General features: G+C 69.6%; 18 protein-coding genes. 8 read left to right on the plus strand and 10 right to left on the minus strand.

The window, feature by feature from the left end:
- Nucleotides 1-21: 21 nt before the first annotated feature.
- On the minus strand, nucleotides 22-333 hold the full coding sequence (gene cutA, locus LR948_RS07970) for a divalent-cation tolerance protein CutA (RefSeq protein ID WP_232753463.1): 312 nt from the start codon (nucleotides 331-333) through the stop codon (nucleotides 22-24).
- 405 nt (nucleotides 334-738) lie between these two features.
- Between cutA and LR948_RS07975 the strand changes: the two genes are divergently transcribed.
- Nucleotides 739-1,782 carry a type I restriction endonuclease gene (locus LR948_RS07975; RefSeq protein WP_232753464.1) on the plus strand — a complete coding sequence of 348 codons (1,044 nt, stop codon included), beginning with the start codon at nucleotides 739-741 and terminating at the stop codon, nucleotides 1,780-1,782.
- Nucleotides 1,783-1,788: 6 nt separating this feature from the next.
- On the opposite strand, the gene LR948_RS07980 is transcribed toward LR948_RS07975, so the two are convergent.
- The 3 genes from LR948_RS07980 to LR948_RS07990 form a co-directional block, all read right to left on the minus strand.
- Nucleotides 1,789-3,432, minus strand: a complete 1,644-nt coding sequence (locus LR948_RS07980) for a CTP synthase (protein WP_232753465.1) — start codon at nucleotides 3,430-3,432, stop codon at nucleotides 1,789-1,791.
- Nucleotides 3,433-3,625: 193 nt separating this feature from the next.
- Nucleotides 3,626-4,015 (minus strand): preprotein translocase subunit SecG, encoded by a 390-nt coding sequence (gene secG, locus LR948_RS07985; RefSeq protein WP_232753466.1) that lies wholly within the window; start codon nucleotides 4,013-4,015, stop codon nucleotides 3,626-3,628.
- 49 nt (nucleotides 4,016-4,064) lie between these two features.
- A complete protein-coding gene (locus LR948_RS07990) occupies nucleotides 4,065-4,319 on the minus strand; it encodes a DUF2061 domain-containing protein (protein ID WP_232753467.1) in 255 nt (84 codons plus the stop codon).
- Nucleotides 4,320-4,435: 116 nt separating this feature from the next.
- Between LR948_RS07990 and LR948_RS07995 the strand changes: the two genes are divergently transcribed.
- From LR948_RS07995 to LR948_RS08005, 3 genes are all read left to right on the plus strand, one after another.
- Nucleotides 4,436-5,302, plus strand: a complete 867-nt coding sequence (locus LR948_RS07995) for a helix-turn-helix domain-containing protein (RefSeq protein ID WP_232753468.1) — start codon at nucleotides 4,436-4,438, stop codon at nucleotides 5,300-5,302.
- Between the two features lie 249 nt (nucleotides 5,303-5,551).
- The gene (locus LR948_RS08000; RefSeq protein WP_232753469.1) at nucleotides 5,552-6,847 is read left to right on the plus strand and encodes an adenylosuccinate synthase; all 1,296 of its coding nucleotides are present in this window, start codon (nucleotides 5,552-5,554) and stop codon (nucleotides 6,845-6,847) included.
- A 14-nt stretch (nucleotides 6,848-6,861) separates the two neighbouring features.
- A complete protein-coding gene (locus LR948_RS08005) occupies nucleotides 6,862-7,092 on the plus strand; it encodes a DUF2842 domain-containing protein (RefSeq protein ID WP_232753470.1) in 231 nt (76 codons plus the stop codon).
- Nucleotides 7,093-7,340: 248 nt separating this feature from the next.
- On the opposite strand, the gene LR948_RS08010 is transcribed toward LR948_RS08005, so the two are convergent.
- Nucleotides 7,341-9,539 carry a primosomal protein N' gene (locus LR948_RS08010; protein ID WP_232753471.1) on the minus strand — a complete coding sequence of 733 codons (2,199 nt, stop codon included), beginning with the start codon at nucleotides 9,537-9,539 and terminating at the stop codon, nucleotides 7,341-7,343.
- Nucleotides 9,540-9,616: 77 nt separating this feature from the next.
- On the opposite strand from LR948_RS08010, the gene fsa reads away from it, so the two are divergent.
- Nucleotides 9,617-10,270 (plus strand): fructose-6-phosphate aldolase, encoded by a 654-nt coding sequence (gene fsa, locus LR948_RS08015; RefSeq protein WP_232753472.1) that lies wholly within the window; start codon nucleotides 9,617-9,619, stop codon nucleotides 10,268-10,270.
- 295 nt (nucleotides 10,271-10,565) lie between these two features.
- Here the strand turns inward: fsa and LR948_RS08020 are convergent, their stop codons facing one another.
- Nucleotides 10,566-13,148 (minus strand): hypothetical protein, encoded by a 2,583-nt coding sequence (locus LR948_RS08020; RefSeq protein ID WP_232753473.1) that lies wholly within the window; start codon nucleotides 13,146-13,148, stop codon nucleotides 10,566-10,568.
- Between the two features lie 137 nt (nucleotides 13,149-13,285).
- On the opposite strand from LR948_RS08020, the gene LR948_RS08025 reads away from it, so the two are divergent.
- Nucleotides 13,286-13,963 (plus strand): thiamine diphosphokinase, encoded by a 678-nt coding sequence (locus LR948_RS08025; protein WP_232753474.1) that lies wholly within the window; start codon nucleotides 13,286-13,288, stop codon nucleotides 13,961-13,963.
- On the opposite strand, the gene LR948_RS08030 is transcribed toward LR948_RS08025, so the two are convergent.
- Nucleotides 13,935-14,840 carry a DMT family transporter gene (locus LR948_RS08030; protein WP_232753475.1) on the minus strand — a complete coding sequence of 302 codons (906 nt, stop codon included), beginning with the start codon at nucleotides 14,838-14,840 and terminating at the stop codon, nucleotides 13,935-13,937. The two genes, LR948_RS08025 and LR948_RS08030, sit on opposite strands and share 29 nt — an antisense overlap.
- Nucleotides 14,841-14,959: 119 nt before the next feature.
- Nucleotides 14,960-15,166, minus strand: coding sequence for a cold-shock protein (locus tag LR948_RS08035; protein WP_232753476.1), 207 nt, complete (start codon nucleotides 15,164-15,166; stop codon nucleotides 14,960-14,962).
- A gap of 349 nt (nucleotides 15,167-15,515) precedes the next feature.
- On the opposite strand from LR948_RS08035, the gene LR948_RS08040 reads away from it, so the two are divergent.
- Nucleotides 15,516-16,115, plus strand: coding sequence for a transposase (locus LR948_RS08040; protein WP_232753477.1), 600 nt, complete (start codon nucleotides 15,516-15,518; stop codon nucleotides 16,113-16,115).
- Between the two features lie 292 nt (nucleotides 16,116-16,407).
- Here LR948_RS08040 and ettA read toward each other — a convergent pair whose 3' ends face one another.
- Nucleotides 16,408-18,063, minus strand: a complete 1,656-nt coding sequence (gene ettA / locus LR948_RS08045) for an energy-dependent translational throttle protein EttA (protein WP_232753478.1) — start codon at nucleotides 18,061-18,063, stop codon at nucleotides 16,408-16,410.
- 105 nt (nucleotides 18,064-18,168) lie between these two features.
- Here ettA and LR948_RS08050 point away from each other — a divergent pair, with 105 nt between their 5' ends.
- A complete protein-coding gene (locus LR948_RS08050; protein ID WP_232753479.1) occupies nucleotides 18,169-18,651 on the plus strand; it encodes an MOSC domain-containing protein in 483 nt (160 codons plus the stop codon).
- On the opposite strand, the gene LR948_RS08055 is transcribed toward LR948_RS08050, so the two are convergent.
- Nucleotides 18,639-19,607, minus strand: coding sequence for an MBL fold metallo-hydrolase (locus LR948_RS08055; RefSeq protein ID WP_232753480.1), 969 nt, complete (start codon nucleotides 19,605-19,607; stop codon nucleotides 18,639-18,641). The two genes, LR948_RS08050 and LR948_RS08055, sit on opposite strands and share 13 nt — an antisense overlap.
- Between the last annotated feature and the right edge of the window lie 592 nt (nucleotides 19,608-20,199).

The following is a 20,199-nucleotide window of genomic DNA, read 5'->3' on the forward strand; positions in this document are numbered from 1 at the left end:
GCAGGCTTGCCCAGAGCCATGTCAGCGCGTGCTCTCGGCGATCCAGTCGAGGAAGGCGGGCGCGCCCCGGCTGGCCTCGAAGGCCCAGAGCGCCGGCAGGTCGTAGGGATGCTCGTGCTCGATCAGCCGGGCGAGATCGTCATAGGCGGCCTCGGTGGTCTTGAAGAGCAGCCGCCACTCCGGGGCCTCCTCGACGCTGCCCTGCCAGAGGAAACAGGCGGAGATCTTCTCGAGGTGCACGCAGGCGGCCAGGCGCGCCTCGACGGCCTTGCGCGCGAGCGCCCGGGCGGCGGCCTCGTCGTCGAGCGTGGTGAGAACGGCAAGCGCGGTCATGGAGGGGCTCCTTCGCTGGGGGTGTTGCAGGGCGAAGGGTAGCGCGGGGTGGCGCGCGGGGACATGGGGCGTGGTCGAGAGGTCCGGGTGGCGGTTGGCCCGCGCAGGGCGTGGCGACTGGGCCGCTCCGTCCCGCACCCGAGACCGGCCGCCCCGTTCCCGCCCCGAGCGGGTGCCGGGCCTGCGCCGGACCGGGGGGCTGGCGCCGCGCGGCCGGGGCGGGGCGCTTTATGGTGCAAGGTCAGGACACCGCCTGAGCGCCGCGCTGTCCGTCCCAAAGCGCCAGACCGGCGGGACCGGTCCGGCGCAGGCCCGGCACCTGCGGTGCTATTCGGGCCTTTGATAGATTTCTATTGCCTCAAAATGCCGATTTGGCGACCATCACGCATTATTTGGGAGATTGCCGTGTCTTTAGATCAATTGCTTTCCTCTCTTTCAGAGAGAGTCCGCGAACATGCTTCCGCCATCGCCACGGAAGAAGCCGCCAAAACCTCCATCATTCTGCCGATGCTGCAAGGGCTGGGATATGACGTATTCAATCCCGCCGAGGTGGTTCCCGAGTTCACTGCCGACACTCCCGGCAAGAAAGGGGAAAAGGTCGATTACGCGGTGGTTCTGGATGGAGAGGTGCGCATTCTGATCGAGGCCAAGGGCCTTCAGACCAAGCTAGAGCAGAAACACCTCGGCCAGCTCTATCGCTATTTCTCGGTGACCAATACGCGGTTCGCCATTCTCACCAATGGTCAGGTCTACCAGTTCTTTTCCGATCTGGAAGAACCCAACAAACTGGACTCCCGGCCCTTCTTCACATTCGATCTTCTCGATTTCGGTCCCAACAAGATTGCGGAGCTTCGCAAGTTCGAGCGGTCCAACTTCGACGTGGACAAGATATTGGCCAATGCGGAGAAACTGAAATACGTCTCGGCGATTAAGGCTTTCCTCGCCGAGGAGCTGGACGATCCCAGCGAGGATTTCGTGAAGCTTGTCGCATCGAAGGTCTATGACGGACGCATTTCCGCAAGCGTTCGGGAAATGGTCGGCTCTGCCATCAGGGCGGCCTTCAACGATCTCGTCAGAGATGGGGTCCGCAATCGGCTCAGCACAGCCTTGAATGACGACACCACGGAAGAGGACCTGCCCGAGGTCGAACCGGGTTCGGACATCGTCACCACCCAGGAAGAGATCGAGGGGATGCTGACGATCCGTGCCATTGTCCGGGATGTGATCGACGCCGGGCGGGTCGATCTCAGAGACGCCAAGTCATACTGCGCGGTGTTGGTCGATGCGAACAACCGCAAGCCCCTTGCCCGGCTGCATCTCAACCGGAAGCAATGGTATGTCGGGCTGTTCGACACCGAGAAGGAAGAGCGCGTTCCAATCGAGTCGTTGAACGATCTCTTCGCGCACTCGGAACGGCTGCGGGCTACGGCGGCGCGTTACACCGCCTAGCACCACTCAAACCAACCGCGACACATCCTTCGCTGCCCGCACAAAGTCCTTGAACAGCGGATGCGGGTCAAAGGGTTTCGACTTCAGCTCGGGGTGGAACTGCACGCCGATGAACCACGGGTGGTCGGACCATTCGACGATCTCGGGCAGCTTGCCGTCGGGCGACATGCCCGAGAAGCAGAGGCCCGCCTTCTCCAGCGCCTCGCGGTACTGGATGTCGACCTCGTAGCGGTGGCGGTGGCGCTCGTCGATGGTGGAGGTGCCATAGACCTCGGCCACCCGGCTGCCCTCCTTCAGCACCGCGTCATAGGCGCCGAGGCGCATGGTGCCGCCCTTGTCGTCGTCGGGCCGGCGGTTGACCTTCTCGTTGCCCTGCACCCACTCCTTGAGGTGGTAGACCACCGGCTCGAAGCGCTTCTTGCCGGCCTCGTGGTCGAACTCCTCGGAGCCCGCGCGGCTGACGCCGGCGGCGTTGCGCGCCGCCTCGATCACCGCCATCTGCATGCCGAGGCAGATGCCGAGATAGGGCACCTTGTGCTCGCGCGCGAATTGCGCGGCCTTGATCTTGCCTTCCGTGCCGCGCTCGCCGAAGCCGCCGGGCACCAGGATCGCGTGGAAGCCCGAGAGATGCGGCGCGGGGTCCTCGCGCTCGAAGATCTCGGCGTCGACCCAGTCGACATTGACCTTCACGCGGTTCGAGAGCCCGCCGTGGGTCAGCGCCTCGGCGATGGACTTATAGGCGTCCTCGAGCTGGGTGTATTTGCCGACGATGGCGACATTCACCTCGCCCTCGGGATGGGCGATGCGGTCGGCCACATCCTCCCAGACGGTGAGGTTGGGCTTGGGCGCGGGCGTGATCTGGAAGGCGTCCAGCACCGCCTGGTCGAGCCCCTCGCGGTGATAGGCCAGCGGCGCCTGGTAGATCGACTTCAGGTCCTGCGCGGCGATCACGCTGTCGGGGCGCACGTTGCAGAAAAGCGCGAGCTTCTCGCGTTCCTTCTGCGGGATCGGCCCCTCGGAGCGGCAGACCAGGATGTCCGGCGCCAGCCCGATGGAGCGCAGCTCCTTCACCGAGTGCTGCGTGGGCTTGGTCTTCAGCTCGCCCGAGGCCTTGATCCAGGGCAGGAGCGTCAGATGCATGAAGATGCACTGGCCGCGCGGCTTCTCCTGGGCGAACTGGCGGATCGCCTCGAAGAAGGGCAGCCCTTCGATGTCGCCGACCGTGCCGCCGATCTCGCAGAGCATGAAGTCCACCTCGTCCTCGCCGATCGAGATGAAATCCTTGATCTCGTTGGTGACGTGGGGAATGACCTGGATGGTCTTGCCGAGGTAGTCGCCGCGGCGCTCCTTCTCCAGCACGTTGGTGTAGATCCGCCCCGAGGAGATCGAATCGGTCATCCGCGCCGGCACCCCGGTGAAGCGTTCGTAATGCCCGAGGTCGAGGTCGGTCTCGGCGCCGTCGTCGGTCACGAAGACCTCGCCGTGCTCGAAGGGCGACATCGTGCCCGGGTCGACGTTCAGGTAGGGATCGAGCTTCCTCAGCCGCACCGAATAGCCGCGCGCCTGCAGAAGCGCCCCGAGTGCCGCCGACGCCAGGCCCTTGCCCAGCGAGGAAACCACACCACCAGTGATGAAAATGAAGCGCGCCATATGCCGCTTACCCCCGCGATTTGCCCCAATTCTCGAGCGATGAGAGGCGCATTTTCGCCCCACCCGCGGCCCGCTCGGACCGCAGCATCACGGGATTTAGATGATATGAGATTCGCGCCCGTAACACAAGACGACCGCAAGATGCTGTTGCGGCCCGATGGGCGCCCTCAATGTTTGGTGCGGTGACCTCCGCTCATTCCGCCTGGGGAATGAGCGGTCCGTCGCCGGCCTCGCCGCCCGCGGAGGGCGGCGGCAGGAGCCCGTCGGTATCGAGCCCGGGCGCAGCACCGTCCTCGGTGCCGGCCTCGGAGGCCGGGGCGCCCGGCGTCAGCCGGTCGAGCACCGATCCCGTGGCGCTGTTGCGCGCGGCCAGGATCGTCAGCGTCAGCGATGTGGCGATGAAGGCCGCCGCCAGGACCCAAGTCAGCTTGCCGAGCGCCGTGCCGGCGGACCGCGCCGACATGGCGCCGCCGCCGCCGCCCGATCCCATGCCGAGACCGCCGCCCTCCGAGCGCTGCAGCAGCACGACGCCGATCAGCGCCAGCGCGAGAAGAAGGTGCACGATGAGGATGACGTTCTGCATGCCGGTTCCGCTTTCGCCTGAATGACGGGGCGGAGATAGGCCATTCCCGTCACGCCCGCAACCCGCGCTCTTCGGTTGTGGCCCCGCCCCGGTGCGAATGTGCCGGACGGCGCCCCCAGGAGATCCGTTCCCAGAGCCTTTCGTGCAGCACATAGGTGACCAGCGCCACCGCGCTCGAGGTCACCGCGATGGCGCCGCCCTGGCTCAGCGAGCCGGTGAAGAGGTAGCCAAGCCCGGTCATCGTGCAGATGCCAAGCGCCTGCCAGCAGATCGCCTTCGCGAGGGTGCGGATCGGGGTGTCCAAGGGGGCCTCCTGTTGTTGTCACTGTCTCTTGTGGCCACAGGGCTAGCCGAGGGGCGGGGCACCGACCATTCCGGCTCTTGTTGACGGAAGGCGTCATTTGGTAACTATTCTGGACAATGAGTGACAAGATCGACAAACGCGCCCGGGCCGAGCTCTTCCGCCAGCGCCTGCGCGAGGCCATGCGGGTCAAGGGCAGCAACCTCTCGGCGCTCGCGCGCGAGACCGGGGTGACCCGCTCCACCGTCTCCCAGCTTCTGGGCGAGGGCGCGGCCCGGCTGCCCAACGCCCAGCTCGCCGCCGAGGCCGCCCGGGCGCTCGGCGTCTCGACCGACTGGCTTTTGGGGCTGACCGACCGGCCCGAGCGCCCCGGCGACGTGGTGGCCGCCGCGATGCAGATGACCGAGGCCGCGCGCAGCCCCTCGGACGACCAGCTCATCGGCTGGGCGCGCGAGGCGGCGGGCTACAAGATCCGCCATGTGCCGGCTATGCTGCCCGATCTTCTGAAGACCGAGGCGGTGATGCGCTGGGAATACGGCGCCTTCCTGGGCAAGACCCCCGACCAGGCGATCAGCGCCATGCGCGACCGGATGCGTCTTCTGCGCGACGGCGGCTCGGACTACGAAATCGCCGTGCCGATCTACGAGCTCGAGAGCATGGCCGCGGGCGAGGGCTATTACCGCAGCCTCTCTCGCGCCGACCGGGCCGAGCAGATCGCCCAGATCGCCGAGACCTGCGAGGAGCTCTACCCGCGGCTGCGGCTGTTCCTTTTCGACGCCGCCCGGGTCTTCAGCGCGCCGATCACCGTCTTCGGTCCGCTGGTCGGGGTGATCTACGTCGGGCGGGTCTATATCGCCTTCCGCGAATCCCGGCGGATCACCTCGCTGATCGACCATTTCGACTGGCTGGTGCGCGAGGCCGAGGTCGATGCCCGCGAGGCGCCGGACTACATCCGCGGGCTGACGCGGTTCCTCGACCGGGGCTGAGGGGCAGGGGGCTTCTGTCCTGAGAGGCCGCGCGTGGCGCCGCCTCCCGCCACCCCAGAAGCCCGCACCCGGCGCAGCCTCGCGCCGCCCCGGCGCCCGCACCCGGCGCAGCCCCGCACTACCCGGTGCACCCGCGCGCCGAACGGCCTCGCCGCACATCCAAAGCGCCGCCGCGCATTTCCCGGTTTCACCGCCGCGCGGCTCTCGTTAAGAGAGGCGCGGTCAAAACTGACTGGACAAGGGGTCGATATGGCAAACGTGGTGGTCGTGGGCGCCCAGTGGGGCGACGAAGGCAAAGGCAAGATCGTCGATTGGCTGAGCGAGCGCGCCGATGTGATCGCGCGCTTCCAGGGCGGGCACAACGCCGGCCATACGCTGGTCATCGGCTCCGAGGTCTACAAGCTGCACGCGCTGCCCTCGGGCGTCGTGCGCGGCGGCAAGCTCTCGGTGATCGGCAACGGCGTGGTCCTCGACCCCTGGCACCTGATCAAGGAGATCGAGACGATCCGCGCCCAGGGGGTCGAGATCACCCCCGAGACGCTGATGGTCGCCGAGAACACGCCGCTGATCCTGCCGCTGCACGGCGAGCTCGACCGCGCCCGCGAGGAGGCGGCGAACCCCGGCGCCAAGATCGGCACCACCGGCCGCGGCATCGGCCCGGCCTATGAGGACAAGGTCGGCCGCCGCTCGGTGCGGGTCGCCGACCTGGGCGACCGGGCCACGCTCGAGGCCCGCGTCGACCGCGCGCTGACCCACCACAACGCGCTGCGCCGCGGGCTCGGCATCGCGCCGATCGACCGCGACCGGCTGGTCGCCGAGCTCGAGGAGATTGCGCCGCAGATCCTGCCCTTCGCGGCCCCGGTCTGGAAGGTGCTGAACGAGAAGCGCAAGGCGGGCCGCCGGATCCTCTTCGAGGGTGCCCAGGGCGCGCTTCTCGACATCGACTTCGGCACCTATCCCTTCGTCACCTCCTCCAACGTGATCGCGGGCCAGGCGGCGACCGGCGTGGGCCTCGGCCCCTCGGCCATCGACTACACGCTGGGCATCGTGAAGGCCTATACCACCCGCGTCGGCGAAGGGCCCTTCCCGACCGAGCTGCAGGACACCGACGGCCAGCGGCTGGGCGAGCGCGGCCACGAGTTCGGCACCACCACCGGGCGGCAGCGCCGCTGCGGCTGGTTCGACGCCTGCCTGGTCAAGCAGACCTGCGCCACATCGGGGGTGAACGGCATCGCGCTGACCAAGCTCGACGTGCTCGACGGCTTCGAGACGCTGAAGATCTGCACCGGCTACGAGCTTGACGGCACCCGGCTCGACTACCTGCCGACCGCCGCCGACCAGCAGGCGCGCTGCACCCCGATCTACGAGGAGCTGCCCGGCTGGTCGCAATCGACCGAGGGCGCGCGGAGCTGGGCCGACCTGCCTGCCGAGGCGATCAAATACGTCCGCCGGGTCGAGGAATTGATCGAATGCCCGGTGGCGCTACTTTCCACCTCGCCCGAGCGTGACGACACGATCCTCGTCACCGATCCTTTCGCGGACTGAGAACTGGACAGCCGATGCCGAGCCACAAGACCAAGAAGCGCCTTGCGATCCTGATCCTCGTGGTCGGCCTGCCGGTCTACGCGGTGGTGGCCTCCTCGGTGATGACCTGGCTCGACCGTCCGCCGATCCTGCTCGAGCTCCTGATCTACGCCGCCCTGGGCGTGATCTGGGCGCTGCCTTTCCGCTGGGTGTTCCTCGGCGTCGGCCAGCCCGACCCCGAGGCCCCGCGCGAGGACCAGGGCTAGGCAACCGGGCCGAGCGCCCGGCACTAATCACCACGGACACACCCGCGCCGCCCCCTCGGGACGGCGCGCCTCTCCACAGCTTCACCTTGGCCAACCCTCAGGACGGCGCGCCGCCCCCCAGCGTCACCGTGGCCAACCCTCGGGACAGCGCGCCGCCCCCATGGCTTCAGCTTGGCCAAAATACCTCGGGAGCGCGAGGGCAGCGCCCTCGCATAAATCTCACCCGACCGCCAAGCCGCCCAACCGCTTCAGAAAAAGCTCTGCGGGTCGATGTCCACCGCCAGCCGCAGATCGCCCTTCAGCCGGAACTGCCCGACCCAGTCGGCGACCGCCGCCTGCAGCGCGCTGCCCTTGGGCGCCTTGACCAGGAGCCGCACCCGGTGGCGCCCGCGCACCCGGGCGATGGGGGCGGGGGCCGGCCCGAAGACCTCGGCGCCGATGCGGCGCAGGGCGCCGGCGTTGCGGGCCAGCGCATTGCCGAGGTCGAAGACCTTCTGCACGTCCTCGGAGGACAGGATGATCCCCGCCATGCGGCCATAGGGCGGCACGCCCGCGGCCTCGCGCTCGCGGGCCTCGGCGCGCCAGAAGCCCTCTTCGTCGCCCGAGAGGATCGCCCGGATCACCGGGTGTTCGGGCTGGTAGGTCTGCAGCACCGCGACGCCCGGCTTCTCGGCCCGGCCCGCCCGGCCGGCGACCTGGCGCATGAGCTGGAAGGTGCGCTCGGCGGCGCGCAGGTCCGAGCCCTGCAGCCCGAGGTCGGCGTCGATCACACCCACCAGCGTCAGGAGCGGGAAGTTGTGGCCCTTGGCGACAAGCTGGGTGCCGACGATGATGTCGGCGCCGCCCTCGGCGATGCCCGCGATCTCGACCTTGAGCGCCCTTGCGGTGGTGAACATGTCCGACGACAGCACCGCCACCCGCGCCTCGGGAAAACGCGCGCGGGCCTCTTCGGCCAGCCGTTCGACCCCGGGGCCCACGGCGGCGAGCTTGCCCTCGACCTCGCAGGAGGGGCAGACCTCGGGGCGGGGCTCGGTCTCGCCGCATTGGTGGCAGACCAGGCGCTTGAGGAAGCGATGCTCCACCATGCGCGCGTCGCAGTGCTTGCAGCCGATCATATGCCCGCAGGCGCGGCAGATGGTGACCGGCGCGTAGCCGCGGCGGTTGAGGAAGAGAAGCGCCTGTTCGCCTGCCGTAATGCGCCGTTCCACGCCGCGCGCCAGGGGCTCCGAGATCCAGCGGTCGGCGGGCAGGTCCTCGCCGCGCATGTCGAGGCTCTTCATCTCGGGCAGGGCGGCGGTGCCGAAGCGCGAGGTCAGCGTCAGCCGCTCGTATTTCCCCGCCTCCGCATTGGCCCAGCTTTCGAGCGAGGGCGTCGCCGAGGCCAGCACCACCCGCGCCTCGGCCAGGGAGGCGCGCAGCACCGCCATGTCGCGGGCGTTGTAGAGCGCGCCTTCCTCCTGCTTGTAGGAGGTGTCGTGTTCCTCGTCGACGACGACCAGCCCGAGGTCGCGGAACGGCAGGAAAAGCGCCGAGCGCGCGCCGACCACGAGCTGCGCGCCATTCTCGGCGACCATGTGCCAGACCCGCCGCCGCTCGGTCGCGGTCACGCCCGAGTGCCATTCCGCCGGGCGCGCGCCGAAGCGGGCCTCGACGCGGGTCAGGAACTCCGCCGAAAGCGCGATCTCGGGCAGGAGCACCAGCGCCTGGCGGCCCTGGCGCAGGCATTCGGCGACGGCCTCGAGGTAGACCTCGGTCTTGCCCGAGCCGGTCACGCCCTTGAGGAGCGTCGTGCCATAGGCGCGTTGCTCCAGCCCTCGGGCGAGGTGGCGCGCGGCCTCGGCCTGATCCTCGGCCAGGGGTTTGCCGGGCAGTTCGGGGTCGAGCCGGGGGAAAGGCGTGTCGCGGGGGCTTTCCTCCTCGAGAACGGCGCCCTGTTTGACCAGCCCCTTGACCACCGAGCTGGTGACGCCCGCGGTGGCGCTCAGCTCCGAGAGCGTCAGCGCCAGGCCGCCCATCTCCTCGAGCGCGGCCAGCACCCGGGTGCGCGCCTCGGTCATGCGGTCGGGTTGGCCGGTGCCCCGGCGGTAGACCTTGCGCTTGCCGGGCGGCTGGCCGAGCCCCGGCGCGCGGGTCGCGAGCCGCAGCATGACCGGCATGGGCGTCAGGGTGTAAGCCCCTGCCTTCTCGAGGAAACTCTGCATCTCGGCGCGCATGTCCGGCACGTCGAGCGGCGGGCCCGCGGGGCGCAGCCGGGCGCGGTCGATCGCGCCTTCGCCGGGGCCCCAGACCACCCCCATGACCCGGCGCGGGCCGAGCGGCACCTCGATGAAGGCGCCGAGGCGCACCCCGCCCGCGGGCGCGAGATAGTCCAGCGCGCCGCCCAGGGGCTGGGTGGTCAGCACCGCGATGCGGGCGCCTTCGGGGAAGAATGAGGGGTGGTCGGCCATAATTTCAGGTTTTGCCTTTGCCGGGCCTGAGGTAAAGGCTCGGGCAGAGAAGGCCAAGCATCCCGAGGAGCGCGCCCATGAAATTCTTTGTCGACACCGCCGATATCGACGCCATCCGTGAATTGAACGACCTGGGGATGGTCGACGGGGTGACCACCAACCCCTCGCTGATCCTGAAGTCGGGCCGGGACATCTTCGAGGTCACCAAGGAAATCTGCGACCTGGTGCCCGGGCCGGTCTCGGCCGAGGTCATCGCGCTCGAGGCCGACGAGATGATCGCCGAGGGCCGCAAGCTCGCCGGCATCGCCGAGAACATCGCCGTGAAGGTGCCGCTGACCTGGGACGGTCTGAAGGCCTGCAAGGTGCTCTCCGACGAGGGCCGCATGGTCAACGTGACGCTGTGTTTCTCGGCCAACCAGGCGCTGCTGGCGGCCAAGGCCGGCGCGACCTTCATCTCGCCCTTCGTGGGCCGGCTCGACGACATCAACCTCGACGGGCTCGAGCTGATCTCGGACATCCGCGAGATCTACGACAACTACGGCTACGAGACGCAGATCCTGGCGGCCTCGATCCGCTCGGCGAACCACATCTCCGAATGCGCCAAGATCGGCGCCGACGTGGTGACCGCGCCGCCGGCGGTGATCTCGGCCATGGCCAAGCACGTGCTGACCGACAAGGGGCTCGATGCCTTCGTGGCCGACGCCAAGAAGGCGGGAATCAAGATCGTGTAAGAGGGTTTGCCCGGGGGTGCCCACCGCCCCTGGGGAAAGGCGCCGGTCCTTCGGGGCCGGGGCCCGGGTGCCGCCCTGCGCGCCGCGCGCCATCCGCCGGGCGGGGCTGCATCCGACGACAAAGGCCCGGGGCCGTTATGGCGCCCGGGCCTTTTGCTGTTTTGAGGGGTGTTTTGGGGCTTGGGGCGTTGTGTCGGGTGGCCGTTTCACCAGTCATCAGTCGCGCCTGCCGCCCGTGACTGATCGCCTCCGACTCAAGCTCGGGGTTCGTGACCTCTAAATCGCAGCCGCAGCCTCAGCCCGCCGCGCGCTTCGAGGGTTTGAAGCCGATGCCCTGGGTCGCGGTGAAGCGCCCGCCTTCGAGCCGTTCGATCTTGCCCTCGCGCAGGAGTACGCCGAAGCTGCGCAGCCGGTCCTCGCGCGAGCTTTCGGTTGCCTCGACCTCGCGCACCTTGCCCATGAGCTGCGGGCGCGAGAAGGCGGGGCGTTCCTCGACGAAGGCCATGTAGGCGGCGGCGGCTTCGAGCAGTTCCGACAGTTCCGTCGCGCCGACCTGCCGGGCGTAATCGCCGAAGCTCATGTCGGCTGCTGCGGCGGGGGCGGCGACCTCCTCGCGGGCGACCCGACGGGGCCGGATGGCGCGGGGGCGGGCGGTCGCCTCGTCGACGCGCTGCTCGGCCACCAGCTTCAGCGGCGCGGGACGGCCGGGCGTCGGGCGGGCCGGGGCCTCGGCGGCGGTGCGCTCGGCCACGGGGCGGCGCGGGCGCACGACGGATTTCAGGTCCTCGCGGTAGGGTTCGGTCTTCTCGGCCTCGTCGTCCTGGCGGCCGAGCAGCCGGTCGGCGCGAGTCGCGGCGACGGCGGCGCGCAGGTGCTGGATCGCCGAGCGGCGGTCGCGCGAGGCGGGTTCTTCCATCTCGCGGTCGGTCTCGTCCATCAGGCGGTCGACGCCCGAGCCCTGGTCGTCGAGCCGGCCCTCGTTGAACATCGCGCGCGCCGGGGAGGCGAGTTTCACCGCGCGGCGCACCTCCTGTTCGCCACCCTGGGCGGCGTCGTCGTCACCGTCGAGCGCGGGCTGCGGCGCGGAGGTCATCTCCTGGCGCTCGCTGGCGGGGGATTCGGCCTCGTCCTCGCCGAAGGCGGCGTCGAGCTCGCGGGCGAAATCCTCGTCGTCCTCGAGGTCCTCGGCGGCGTGATCGGCGGTCAGGCGGAAGGGATCTGCGGGCTTGGTCTCGGCGGTGTCGTCTTCGTCCGCGTCGTCGGCGTCCTGCGGGAGGCTGCCGAGGCCCAGTTCCTCGGCCTCGAAGGCGGCCAACTCGCGGGCGAGATCGGCCTCGTCCTCGGCCGAGAGCGTGCTTTCCGAGGCATAGGGCGCGACGGAGCTGGTGGCGCCGGGGGCGTCTTCCTCGACCTCCTCGAAGTCGCCCGAGGCGAGCGCCCGGTCGAAATCGGCGCGCTTCATCTTCATGATGCGCAGGCCCGAGCGCTGCGGGGCGGGGGTGTCGGCGTCGTCTGCGGCGTCAGCGGTGTCGATCCCGACCTCGACGGCCTCGTCCTTAGCGGCCTGCTCGTCGTCAGCCTCTGTGGCGTCGGTCTCTTCGTTGGCAGCCTCGGCATCGGCCATCTCGGCCTCATCCGCAGCTTCAGCCGAGTCGGCCTCATCCAATTCCGCCGCGAACTCCGCCGCGTCCTCGGCGGTCTCGTCCAGCTCGGCCACGCCTTCCGCGTCGCCGTCCTCGGCGGGATAGCCCTCGGCGGTCTCTACCTCGGCGGCGCTGCCCATGCTGCCCGCGACGAGGCCCGCGATGGTGTCCTCGAGCGCGTCCTCCTCGGACGCCTCGGGCGTCTCGTCAATCCGGCGGCTGCTGGCGGCCACCTCGGCTTCGGCGCGGTCGGCGGCTTCGGCGGCGGCGAGACGGGCGGCCATGCGGGCATTGCCATAGGCGGTCTCGTCGGCGTCCTCGGGGTCGATCTCGCCGGTCTCGGGCGCGGGGGCGGCGGGCACGGCGGGCATCGCGGGTTGCGGCGCCTCGGCGTCGTCTTCTTCCTCGGTTTCGAGGAAGGGCACGCCGCTGCCCATCATCTCTTCGGAATGGGCGTCCTCGATCAGATCCTCGGTCAGCGCGGGGCTGTCCTCGGCGGGCGCCTTGGAGGTCACCACGGCGCGGATGCGCGCGAGCTTGGCCGCGACGCTGGCCTCGGGGGCGACGGTGAAGGGCGCGGGCGCGCGGTCGGTGGCGAGGTCTTCGGCCAGATCCTCGGCGGCGGCTTCCGCGGCCTCCTCGGGGGTGTTGGTCTTGGGTTCTTCGGCAGCTGCTTCGGCAGGCGCGGTCTCGGTAGCCGGAGCCACAGCGGCAGGCGCCGGGCTCTCTTCAGCAGGTGCCGGGGCCTCTGCCGCAGCGGCGGCTTCGGCGCGGGCGGCGGCCTCGGCGGCGCGGGCCTCGGCTTCGAGCCGGGCTTCCACGGCGGCGGCCAGAGCGTCTTCCTCAGGGGCGCGGGTCGTGTCGTCGGGCTGGGCCTCGGAGGCCGCCTCAGGCGCCTTTGCGGGTGCCTCGGGCTGCGCTTCGGTTTGCGCCTCGCCTTCGCCCTGCGCCGCGGCTGCCGCCGCGCCGGGCTGCGCCAGGCTCGGACGCAGCACCACGCCGCCATCCTGTTCGAACCGCGCCTCGACCCGGCGGGCGATCTCGCGCTCGGCGATCCGGGCCAGCATCTCGGCGTCGGGGGTCGGCGGCTCGGCGCCGAAGTAGCGGTCGTCCTGGGCCAGGTCGCGGAAATACTCCGCGATTGCCTTCATCGTGTCGAAGGAATCGTCGAAGCCCTCGAGCGTGCAGGAAAAGGTCCCGTACGACACCGTGAGGATTTTGCTCGAACTCACCATGGCTACTCACTTTCAGTCTGTCCGCAACAAACTGTTTAGCACGCGGACCGGGACCAAAGCTGACCGAATCTGCGTCCACCAACGTATCATTTCGTGTCTGGATTGTGATCTATTCCCTAAAATGAGATGAATTCGCCATGATTGACGCGATTGTTCACAGCGCATCCCCCGTGCTGCTGGTCGGGGGCGGGGAGCTGGACAAAGACGCGCTCCGGGCGGAATTGTCCCGCTTTGACAAGGTGGTGGCCGCTGATGGCGGGGCCGACGCGGTGCTGGCGGCAGGCGGCAGGCCCGATGCGCTGATCGGCGATCTGGATTCCGTCTCCGAGGCCGCCCGGGCGGCGCTGCCCGCCGAAGCCGTGCACGAGATCGCCGAACAGGACAGCACCGATTTCGACAAATGCCTGCGCAACATCGCGGCGCCGCTGGTCGTCGCCATGGGGTTCCTGGGCGCGCGGGTCGACCACCAGCTTGCGGCCTTCACGGTGCTCGCGCAGCGGGCCGAGCGGCCCTGCCTGCTGATCGGCGCGCATGACGCAGTGGCGCTTTGCCCGCCCGAGCTGAAGATTGGCCTGCCGCGCGACACGCGGGTTTCGCTCTGGCCCCTGGCCGAGGTGACGGGCCGATCGGACGGGCTGCACTGGCCGATCGCGGGGATGCGTTTCGCGCCGCATGCCACCATCGGCACCTCGAACCGCGCCGAGGGGCCGATCCGGCTGCGCATGGACGCGCCGGGGATGCTGATCCTTCTGCCCGCGCGCTTTGCCGGGGCGCTGGCCCAGGCGCTTATGGCGGCGCCGCGCTGGGGGTCGTGAGCCGGCGGGCCACCTGCCGCTCGCGCCAGATCACGTAGAGCCCCGCGACGCAGATCAGCCCGATCCCGAGGCTCGCCTGCGGGCCGGGAAGGTCGCCGAAGATCACCAGCCCGAAGAAGGTCGCCACCGGGATCTCGATGTATTGCATCGGCGCCAGCGTCGCGGCGGGGGCGAAGCGCAGCGACCAGGTCATCAGCAGATGCGCCAGCGTGCCCAGCACCCCCATGGCCGCCAGAAGCATGAGCGTGCCGCCCTCGGGCGCGGGCCAGTCGGTGCCGAAGGCCAGGAGCGGCAGCAGGAGCGCCAGCGCCATCCAGCCGTTCATCGCCTGCAGCGCCAGCGCGCCGACCTCGCGCGCGATCATCCGGGTGACCAGCATGAACCCCGCGAAGAAGACCGCGACGCCCAGCGGCAGAAGCGCCGGCAGGCCGACGCTGTCGAAGGCGGGCTCCAGCACCAGGAGCGTGCCGGCAAAGCCCACCAGGCAGGCGCCGAGGCGGCGGGTGCCGACCTCCTCGTCCAAGAACAGCCAGCCGAGGAGCAGAAGCAGGAAGGGCATGACGAAGGCGATGGAGATCGCATCGGCCAGCGGCAGGAAGCGCAGCGCGGTGAACATGCAGCCGATGCCGCCGATGTGCAGAACGGTCCGGGCAAGCGCGATGCGCCAGACCCGGGCGGGCGCGCGCCGCATGGCCGGGAGGCTGACCGGCGTCAGGATGACCGCTTGGAAGCCGAAGCGCACGATCAGCAGCAGAAGCAGCGGCACATGCGGCCCGAGCAGCTTGGCCAGGCTGTCGCCGAGCGGCGCCAGCACGCAGAAGCCCGCCATCAGGGCAATGCCGAGGATCGGCCGGTCGGAGGGAGGCGGGGCGCTCATGGCGGCGAGCCTGTGCCGCGGCGCGCAGAATGTCGAGGCGGCTTCGCGCGCTTAGTGCGGCGCAACGAAAAAGGCCGCCCGGGCGGGCGGCCTTTGATGTCCTGCAGGCAGGGCCTGGATCAGGCGAGGGCGAGGTTGGTCGCGCTCTCGCGGCCGTCGCGGCCGGATTCGACGTCGAAGGTCACCTTCTGGTCGTCACGCAGGCCGGTGAGGCCAGCGCGCTCGACGGCGGAGATGTGCACGAAGATGTCCTTGCCACCGGATTCCGGTGCGATGAAGCCGTAGCCTTTGGTGGTGTTGAACCACTTAACGGTGCCTTGAGCCATTGGGGTCGTCCTTGATGTTTCCGCTGCCCGCGGGAGTGCGGCAGCCCGGCAAAGTCACGTCTGGATCGATAGACCTGAGTGCCGAAGTCGGAAAACAGCAGGGGTCGAAAGAGAAGATCGTCAGCAGCGACGCCTATGACAGGAAAAGATGCATCGGGCAATAGGATTCGCGATGTGTCGGCGGGATGGGCTGCACAATTTCTTAACCTTGTCGGCGCAGGGTGCGGGGATGCGAGAGCTTGCCGCACATTCAGCGCGTAGTGCGCCTGCTGCTTCCGGGGCGCCTGACGCGCCCGTGGCCTCCGGGGCGTCTGACGCTCCGGCTGCGCCGATCGGTGCCGCGCCCGCCATGCTCGGGGCCTCAGCCGTGGCCGCTGCCTTCGCCGGGCCCGCTGTGCCCACTGGGTCCGCCGTCCCCGCCGCCCGCGCCGCGCCCGACCCGGGCTTCGTGCATCCGCATCTCGCGGGCCGGACGGAGTTCTTCACCCTCGCCGTCGCCCACCGCGGCAGCGCGCTTCTGACCGAGGAGGTGGCCCTCCTGCGCGCCGCCCTGCGCGAGGTGCTGCGCCGAAGGCCCTTCCATATCGACGCCTTCGTGGTGCTGCCCGACCATTTGCACGCGCTCTGGACCCTGCCCGAGGCCGACGACAATGCCTCCGAACGCTGGGGCAACCTCAAGGCGCATTTCTCCCGCGCGCTGCGCCGGGCCGGCCGGGCGCCCGAACCGCCGCTGGGGCGGCTTTCCGCCAAGGCGCGGCGGCGCGGAGAGATCGGCATCTGGACCAAGGGCTTCCGCCGCCACCGCGTGGGTGATCGCGCCGAATACGAGGCGCTGCGCCGCGCCTGCTGGTGCGACCCGGTGAAACACGGGCTGGTCGCCCGGGCCGAGGACTGGCCCTTCTCCTCGCTGCACCGCGACCGGCGGATGGGAGAGGTGGGTGAGATGTGACGCGGAAGTGGTCGGATGAGCAAAACTCGACGGCGTGTTTGGAACGGGTGAAGTTGGGCGAGCCTTGGCCGCACGTTTGGCCCGGTGCGGAGTGCGTAGCGGAAGAGACTGGGCTGTCTGCTGCGGCGCGCGGGGCCATGGGCCCTAGCGCAGGCCTGAGATTCCCGTTGCTCCCAAACGACACCGGGCGCGCAGGTCTCCCCGCACGCCCGGCGTGATGTCTGCGCTCAAGGAGGCCCGGCCCGTCTTGCTCCGGTCACCTAGACCAAGCCGCCCAGCCCGGGCCTCGCCCTCAGCGCGAGAACTTCTTGTGCTTGATCCGCTTCGGCTCCACCGCGTCGGGACCAAGGCGGCGCTTCTTGTCCTCCTCGTAGTCCTCGAAGTTGCCCTCGAACCACTCCACATGCGCCTCGCCCTCGAAGGCCAGGATATGCGTGCAGATCCGGTCGAGGAAGAACCGGTCGTGCGAGATCACCACCGCGCAGCCGGCGAACTCGGTCAGCGCATCCTCGAGCGCGCGCAGCGTCTCGACGTCCAGGTCGTTGGTCGGCTCGTCGAGCAGCAGCACGTTGCCGCCCGACTTCAGGAGCCGCGCCATGTGCACCCGGTTGCGTTCCCCGCCCGAAAGCTGGCCCACGACCTTCTGCTGGTCGCCGCCCTTGAAGTTGAAGGCGCCGCAATACTTGCGCGAGTTGACCTCGGCATCGCCCAGCTTGATGACCTCGGCGCCGCCCGAGATCGCCTCCCAGACGGTGTCGGTCGGCGTCAGGTCGTCGCGGGTCTGGTCGACGTAGGACAGGTCCACCGTGTCGCCGTAGTCGATCGCGCCCTCGTCGGGCTGCTCCTGGCCGGTCAGCATCTTGAAGAGCGTCGACTTGCCGGCGCCGTTCGGGCCGATCACGCCGACGATGCCGCCGGGCGGCAGCGAGAAGGACAGATCCTCGATCAGGAGCTTGTCGCCCATGGCCTTCTTCAGGTTGTCGACCTCGATCACCTTGGAGCCCAGGCGCGGGCCGTTCGGGATGATGATCTGGGCCTTGCCGACGCGCTCGCGCTCGGACTGGCTGGCGAGCTTCTCGTAGGCCTGGATCCGCGCCTTGGACTTGGCCTGCCGGGCCTTCTGGCCCTGCCGCATCCATTCCAGCTCGCGCGAGAGCGTGCGCTGCTTGGCCTTGTCCTCGCGGGCCTCCTGTTCGAGCCGCTTGGCCTTCTGCTCGAGCCAGGCCGAGTAGTTGCCCTCGTAGGGGATGCCGCGGCCGCGGTCGAGCTCGAGGATCCAGCCGGTGATCGAGTCGAGGAAGTAGCGGTCGTGGGTCACGATCAGGATCGTGCCCTTGTAGTCGATCAGGTGCTGCTGGAGCCAGCCGATGGTCTCGGCGTCGAGGTGGTTGGTCGGTTCGTCGAGCAGCAGCATGTCGGGCGCTTCGAGCAGCAGCTTGCAAAGCGCCACGCGGCGCTTCTCGCCGCCCGAGAGGGTCTCGACGCTGGCCTCGTCCGCCGGGCAGCGCAGCGCCTCCATGGCGACGTCGATCTGGCTGTCGAGATCCCAGAGGTTCTCGCCGTCGATCTCGTCCTGGAGCGCCGCCATCTCCTCGGCGGTCTCGTCGGAGTAGTTCATCGCCAGCTCGTTGAACCGGTCGAGCTTGGCCTTCTTGGCGGCGACGCCCAGCATGACGTTGCCGCGCACGTCGAGCTCGGGGTCGAGCTCGGGTTCCTGCGGCAGGTAGCCGACGCGGGCGCCCTCGGCCGCCCAGGCCTCGCCCTGGAACTCCTTGTCGAGGCCGGCCATGATCTTCAGGAGCGTCGATTTACCGGCGCCGTTGACGCCGACGACGCCGATCTTCACGCCCGGCAGGAAGTTCAGGCGGATGTTCTCGAAACAGGTCTTCCCGCCCGGATAGGTCTTCGAGACCCCATCCATGTGGTAGACGTATTGGTAGGATGCCATGGAGCGCGTGCCCTCTTGCCTGTGTGAGACTGGGTTGCGCGCCTCTTTAGGGGATTTGCGCGGCCACTAAAAGGGCGCGTTCGGCGGCTTGTGGAGGGGGCGCGGATGGAACGGCTGAAGGACATGATCGACCGCCATGCTCAGCCCGGGCGGGTGGTCTGGATCGGGCTCAGGCCCGAGCGGCGCATGGAGATCGTCCCGCGCGAGGCCGCGCTTCTGGGCGTCTCGGGGCTCGAGGGCGACCATGCCCGGCCCGGCAAGCGGGCGCTGACGCTCTTCCAGGCCGAGCACCTGGCGGCGGTGGCCTCCTACCTCGGGCGCGAGGCGATCGCCCCCGAGGCCTTGCGGCGCAACCTGCATGTGGCGGGGCTGAACCTGGCCTCGCTGCGCGACCGCGAGATCGCGCTCGGCGAGGCGGTGGTGCGGCTGACCACCATCTGCGCGCCCTGTTCGCGCATGGAGGAGGCCTTCGGTCCCGGCGGCTATGCCGCGATCCGGGGCCATGGCGGCTGGTGCGCCGAGGTGGTGGAGCCGGGCCGCATCGCGCTCGGCGACCCGGTCCGGCCCCTCGGCGATCAGAGCGCGTAGTCCCACTGGGCGGGCACCAGGCGGTAGCCCTCGCCCTCGCGGGCGACATTGGCGAGCCCGGGGAAGCCGATATGCGAGCCCGCGATCATCAGCCGGTCGGCGCTGACCCGGTCGAGGATCGCCTGCCGGGTGCTGACCGCCTGTTCGGGGTCCACGTCGAAGCCGATGGCGACATCGGGGCGGGCCATCTGGATCGGCGCGACATGCACGATGTCGGCCCAGATCAGGAGCGCGTCATCGCCCGAGGTGATCATGTAGCCCGCATGGCCCGGGGTGTGCCCCGGCAGCGGCACCGCCGAGACCCCGCGGGCGACCTCTTCCTCGCCCTCGAAGGTGGTCAGCCGGTCGGAATAGGCGCCGACGACGTTCTGGGCGAGGGCGGCGAAGCTCTGCACCATCTCGGGCGCGCCGGAGAAATTGCCCGCGTCGGTCCAGAAGGCGCGGTCGGTCTCGCTGACCACCAGTTCGGCATTGGGGAAGAAGGCCCCGCCGTCCGAAAGCGCGCCCGCGACGTGGTCGGGGTGCAGGTGGGTGGCGAGAAGCTTGGTCACATCGCCCGGCGCCACGCCCGCGGCCTCGAGGTTCTGCGGCATCTTGCCGAGGTCCGGGCCCATGGCATCGGCGGTGCCCGCGTCGACCATGATCACCTCGTCGCCGCTTTCGATCAGGAAGGCGTTGACCGCCGAGGGGAAGGTCGCGGGGTCGCGGAAGGCGGCGCGCATGCGCTCTTCGTATTCCGGCGCCTCGATGCCGATCAGCGCCTCGGGGCCGATGTGCAGCGCCCCGTCGGCGAGCGCGGTGACGGTGATGTCGCCCACGGCGAAGCGCTGGACGGCGGGCACCTGGCCCGCGGGCGCGGCATGGGCGGCGGCCCGGGCGGTCCGGGGCAGGGCGGCGCTGCCGAGGCCCGCCAGCCCGGCGAGCGGCACGGTGGACAGGAAATCGCGGCGTTTCATGGTTCTGTCTCCTCCTTCGGGTGACCCGGGGTCACTTGGGTTGGTGCCGCAGAGGTATCCCGAGCGCGCGCCCGGGCCGGTCACGATCGGGTGATACCTGTCGCGCGCGATGGAAATTCGGGGGTGGGGGCAGGGTTGGAGCTGGAGAAGGCAGGGCGCAGTGGGGCTGGCCCGAGAGAGGGCTGGGCAGGTCATGCCGCCACAAAGCGACCCGCAGCCGCAGTTCTTGCCGCATTTCGCCCACCTCCGTAGCTCTTCCCAGCCAACCCCAACCAATCGGCCCAAGATCGCATGCCTCCTTCCGCACCCACCAAGCATTCGCCCAGCCCCACGCGCCTTCCGAAGACACCGCCATCGCCTTCGCGCCTCCTTGCGCCCGAATAGCACCGAAGGTGCCGGGCGCGCGCCGGACCGGCCCGATGGGCCGGCGCTCTTTCGGGCGGTGCGCTTAGCTATCCCCTCGTCCTGACCTTGCAGCCATAAAACGCTTCGCTCAGAGGCCAGCAGCGCCGGCCCCCGGTCCGGCGCGCGCCCTCTGTGGCGAGGAGGGCGCGCGGGGGCGGGGCTGCTTGACGAGACGGGGGTGCTGCCC

It is taken from the genome of Roseivivax sp. GX 12232, assembly GCF_021272185.1.
Lineage (GTDB): Bacteria > Pseudomonadota > Alphaproteobacteria > Rhodobacterales > Rhodobacteraceae > Roseivivax.